This window comes from Amnimonas aquatica (assembly GCF_002943415.1).
GTDB lineage: Bacteria > Pseudomonadota > Gammaproteobacteria > Pseudomonadales > Moraxellaceae > Perlucidibaca > Perlucidibaca aquatica_A.
The window spans coordinates 1-4,335 of sequence record NZ_PTQZ01000156.1 but is presented as its reverse complement, the minus strand read 5'-3'; the positions used below and the strand labels follow the sequence as shown (position 1 = coordinate 4,335).

At 64.9% G+C, this 4,335-nt stretch carries 2 protein-coding genes and 1 pseudogene; all 3 read left to right on the top strand.

Annotation, left to right across the window (positions count from 1 at the left end):
- Positions 1–159 precede the first annotated feature (159 nt).
- The 3 genes and pseudogenes from C5O18_RS06890 to C5O18_RS06880 all read left to right on the top strand — a co-directional run bounded on the left by C5O18_RS06890 (position 160) and on the right by C5O18_RS06880 (position 4,084).
- A complete protein-coding gene (locus C5O18_RS06890) occupies positions 160–783 on the top strand; it encodes a TetR/AcrR family transcriptional regulator (RefSeq protein WP_105192659.1) in 624 nt (207 codons plus the stop codon).
- Between the two features lie 168 nt (positions 784–951).
- Positions 952–2,109, top strand: coding sequence for an acyl-CoA dehydrogenase family protein (locus C5O18_RS06885; RefSeq protein ID WP_105192657.1), 1,158 nt, complete (start codon positions 952–954; stop codon positions 2,107–2,109).
- Between the two features lie 227 nt (positions 2,110–2,336).
- Positions 2,337–4,084 (top strand): annotated as a pseudogene (locus C5O18_RS06880) (long-chain-acyl-CoA synthetase).
- Positions 4,085–4,335: the final 251 nt, after the last annotated feature.

Genomic DNA, 4,335 nt, shown 5'->3' with positions numbered 1-4,335 from the left:
CCGGACCGATGCTTCTGCTTGTTCATGGACTGCCTCCCGAATGCCGGCACCGGGCCCGATGCGCCCGTGCCCGGCAGACAATGACATCATTCGATGTCACTTTCATCAGGAAATACGCTATCCTGAACAAATGATCGGATTCAAGCCGGATTCAGCCGCATGACCAGAAAGCCCCAGCAGAGCCGCTCCAAAGCCACCGTCGAGGCCATCATCGAAGCCGGCATCCGCGCCGTGGCCAGCCACGGCGCGAGCGCCACCACCCGTCAGATCGCCGAGACCGCCGGCATCAGCATCGGTTCGCTGTACGAATACTTCAGCAACAAGGAAGCCGTGTTCGATGCCATGCACCAGCGTTTCATCAACGAAGTGGTGACGCTGATCCAGGACACCACGCCGGCCATCGTGCAGATGCCCGCCGACGACGGCGTGCGCGAGCTGCTGCGCCGCTTCGGCGCCCTGCTCACGCGTGATGACGAACGCTATCTGCGCGTGGCCCGGCAGCTCGTGCATCACGACTCGCTGAACTACGCCGAGCCGATCCGGCAGATGCTCATGCAGCTGGTCATGGCCTATGTCGTCAGCCAGCCCGCGCAGGCCAGCCGGGTCGACCTGCAGGCCATGGCCTACATCATGATCAACACCGGCATCTTCATGATGCTGCACCACCTGTCGACGCCGAATCCGCCAATCACCTTCGAGCAGCTCTGCGACGGCCTGGCCGATATCGTCAGGCGCTATCTGGAGACGCCGGAGCCGCCGACCGTGCCCGGAGCGGCGGGCTGAAGCGGTCGTTTCATTACCGAAAATTTCCTGTATTCAAGTTTTGCAAAATGAACCGAACCTCATTAAGGTAGCCGTGACCGCATGGTCAGCGCGACCGGGCCGCGCATTCACGCGACAGGAAATAGCCCGCTTTCATCCAACGGCACCCACACGATCCGAGGTTGCAACATGCGCTTTACCGAAGAACACGAAGCACTGCGCCGCACCACCCGCCAGTTCGTCGAGAACGACGTCAATCCGCACGTCGACGCCTGGGAGGCGGCAGGCCGCTTCCCCGCCCACGAACTGTTCCGCAAGATGGGCGACCTGGGCCTGCTCGGCGTCCACAAGCCGGTCGAATACGGCGGATCCGGGCTGGACTACTCCTACAACATGGTGGTGGTCGAGGAGCTCGGCCGCATCGCCTGCGGCGGCATTCCCATGGCCATCGGCGTGCAGACCGACATGGCGACGCCGGCCATCGCCCGCTTCGGCTCCGACGCGCTCAAGGAGCAGTTCCTGAGCAAAGCCATCGCCGGCGAATACGTGGCCTCGATCGCGGTCAGCGAGGTCCATGCCGGCTCCGACGTGGCCGCGATCAAGACCAAGGCCGTCAAGGACGGCGACGACTACGTCATCAACGGCTCCAAGATGTGGATCACCAACAGCCTGCAGGCCGACTTCTTCTGCCTGCTCGCCAACACCAGCGACGAGGGTCCGTACAACAACAAGTCGCTGATCGTGGTGCCGTCGAAGACCCCGGGCATCTCGTTCTCCAGCCCCATCGACAAGCTCGGCCAGCGCAGCTCCGACACCGCGCAGGTGTTCTTCGACAACGTGCGCGTGCCGCAGGCCAATGTCATCGGCTCGGAAGGCATGGGCTTCATGATGCAGATGCTGCAGTTCCAGGAAGAGCGCATCTTCTGCGCCGCCAGCGCGCTCGGCGGCATGAGCAAGTGCGTGGAGCTGACCATCGACTACGCGCGCCAGCGCATGATCTACGGCAAGCCGCTGCTCGACCAGCAGGTGGTGCACTTCCGCCTGGCCGAGCTGATGACAGAGATCGAGGCCCTGCGCGGCCTCGTGCACTCGGTCTGCGAACAGCACATCGCCGGCGACAACGTGACCATGACCGCCTCCATGGCCAAGCTCAAGGCCGGCCGCCTGATGCGCGAAGTCACCGACAGCTGCCTGCAGTACTGGGGCGGCCAGGGCTTCACCTGGGACAACCCGGTGGCGCGCGCCTATCGCGACGGCCGCCTGGGTTCGATCGGCGGCGGCGCCGACGAAGTCATGCTCGGCATCATCTGCAAGATCATGGGCACCCTGCCCGGCAAGAAGCGCTGACAGCACGCGCATTCCGCACCAGGACCACGGCGGTTGTCAGCACACTCTGACAACTGCCGCAGTCATTCCCTGCCCGTCAAGTCTTGCGGGCACCTTGCGCCGCGGTTAATTTAGGCCCCCTGTCTTGGGATGGTGCTTTGCCGTCCCGTACCTGTCGTACGCGGCCGCCCCGGCGGGCGCCGCCATCAGCCGGCCCGCTCGCACCGAAGGGCGGCAGAGGATAATCAATGACTGCTCATCAAGATGTCATCTCGCCCCTGGATGTCCTGCGCAAGATCCCCGGCCTCGCGCTGAAGGCGCCGCGCATGGTGCAGGGTCTGCTCATGGCCAACAGCACCGACAACAGCAAGCCCATGGGGCTGGGCTGGGCCTTCGAGAAGGCCACGCGCGAGAACCCGCACGGCAAGGCCCTGTTCTACCGCGATGTCTCCTACACCTACGCCCAGTTCAACCAGTGGGCCAACCGCATCGCCCACTTCTTCCTGGCCCAGGGCCTGAAGAAGGGCGACGTGGTCACGGTGCTGGTCGAGAACCGCCCGGAACTGCTGGTCATGTCGCTGGGCCTGGCCAAGATCGGCGTGGTGGCGGCGCTGGTGAACACCTCGCAGACCGGCAAGGTGCTGATCCACAGCGTCAACCTGGTGAAGCCGAAAATGATCGTGGCCGGCGCCGAGTGCGTGCAGAACCTGATCGAGGTGCAGTCCGAGCTCAGCGTGAAGTCGCAGAACTGCTTCTGGCTCGACGACGCCGACACCCTGAGCAACCCCGGCACGGCGCCGGCGGAATGGCGCAACCTCGCCATCGAGCTGCAGGGCAGCCCGAGCTACAACCCGCCGACCACGCAGCAGATCTACCGCAACGACGGCCTGTACTACATCTACACCTCGGGCACCACCGGCTTGCCCAAGGCTGCCATCTTCAACAACGGCCGCTGGATGAAGGCCTACGGCGGCTTCGGCTNTCGGTGATCGCCGGCGGCGCGGCTCTCGCCATCCGCCGCAAGTTCTCCGCCAGCGAGTTCTGGGACGATATCCGCAAGTACAACGCCACTGCCTTCGGCTATGTCGGCGAACTCTGCCGCTACCTGCTGGAACGCCCGGCCTCGCCGCTGGACCGCCAGCACCAGGCACGCAAGATCGTCGGCAACGGCATGCGCCCGAACATCTGGGGCACCTTCAAGGAGCGCTTCGGCATCGAGCAGGTGGCCGAGCTGTACGCCTCCTCGGAAGGCAATGTCGGTTTCACCAACATCTTCAACTTCGACAACACCGTCGGCTTCTCTCCCATGCCCTACGCGCTGGTGAAGTACGACAAGGACCAGGAAGCCCCGGTGCGCGACGCCAAGGGCCGCATGATCAAGGTCAAGCGCGGCGAGGTCGGCCTGCTGATCGGCGAGATCACCGACAAGACCCCGTTCGACGGCTACACGGACGCCGGCAAGAACGCCTCCTGCGTGTTCACCGACGTGTTCAAGAACGGCGACAAGTACTTCAACACCGGCGACCTGATGCGCGAGATCGGCTTCCGCCACGCCCAGTTCGTCGACCGCACCGGCGACACCTTCCGCTGGAAGGGCGAGAACGTGTCGACCACCGAAGTCGAGAACATCGCGACCGGCCACGCCGACCTCGCCGAAGCCGTGGTCTACGGCGTCGAGATCGCCAACACCAACGGCCGCGCCGGCATGGCCGCCATCACGCCGCACGCCGGGCACCAGATCGACTTCGACGGTCTCTACCAGCACCTGAAGCGCGAGCTGCCGGCCTACGCCGTGCCGCTGTTCCTGCGCGTGAAGACCGCCATGGAGACCACCGGCACCTTCAAGTACCAGAAGTCCGGCCTGAAGAACGAGGGCTTCGACCCGGCCAAGACCGGCGGCGAACCGCTCTACGTGCTGCTGCCGGGCACCACGACCTATGTGCCGCTGGATGCCGAAGTGCATGCCAACATCCTGGCGGGCAAGTATCGCTTCTGAGCCCGTCGCGGCACCCTCCGGACGCCGGCCTCGTGCCGGCGTCCGCGTTTCCGGCATCCGCGCAGGCAGCCGCGCCGGCGCCCGTCCGGCCGGGCTGGCATGCCGCCGCGCGCTGTGCTGAGATAGCGCCCACGCATCACAACAAGAACAGGGGATGGGTCTTGCGGCAGATCAGGACTTGGCGCAAACAGCTGAGCGCGGCGCTGGAATGGCACGCCGTGGACAAGGGCCTGCTGCTCATGGCCATGGTG

Excerpts from the sequence above, each read along its gene's own strand:
- C5O18_RS06890 (WP_105192659.1), top strand. The coding sequence starts at position 160 with ATGACCAGAAAGCCCCAGCAGAGCCGCTCCAAAGCCACCGTCGAGGCC.
- C5O18_RS06885 (WP_105192657.1), top strand. The coding sequence starts at position 952 with ATGCGCTTTACCGAAGAACACGAAGCACTGCGCCGCACCACCCGCCAG.